The 635-nt window shown below is 47.7% G+C and carries 1 protein-coding gene; it reads right to left on the minus strand.

The window, feature by feature from the left end:
- Window positions 1-635 (minus strand): IS256 family transposase (locus ACT3SX_RS15450; protein WP_444761864.1); only part of this gene is annotated, 635 nt, incomplete at both ends.

Genomic DNA, 635 nt, shown 5'->3' on the forward strand with positions numbered 1-635 from the left:
CCCCATACTTCATCAAAGTGCTCAAGGTTGGCCTCTGCCATCTCAAGCGTATCAGCACCGTAGATGGCCTTTAAATCAGCTGCTACGGCCTTCTTGTCCGTCCAAGGTACGAACTTCATCGAATAGCGCACCATATGCACGATACACAGCTGAACCTGAGCGTTAGGGTAGACCGTATTGATGGCATCAGGGAAGCCTTTTAAACCATCGACACAGGCAATAAGAATATCTTGAACCCCGCGGTTTTGTAGCTCAGTGAGAACACCAAGCCAGAATTTAGCGCCCTCGTTCTCTGATAGCCACATGCCAAGCAGCTCTTTTTTACCATCAAGAGCAACGCCTAAGGCCAGATAGATAGCTTTGTTGATGATCTGCTTGTCCTGACGAACTTTGACGACAATGCAGTCTAAGTAGACGATAGGATAGACGCTGCTCAGTGGCCGGTTCTGCCAAGCGGTGATGTCATCCAAGATGTTGTCAGTGACTCTGGAAACCAAGCTGCTTGAGATGTCGACGTCGTAGATGTCCTTGATGGTTTCGACAATCTCAGTAGTGGTTTGACCTTTGGCGTAAAAGCTGATGATTTTGTCATCAAGACCTGAAATACGGGTTTGATGCTTACTGACAAGTACAGG

It is taken from the genome of Psychrobacter sp. AOP31-B2-9, from assembly GCF_052378005.1.
GTDB lineage: Bacteria > Pseudomonadota > Gammaproteobacteria > Pseudomonadales > Moraxellaceae > Psychrobacter.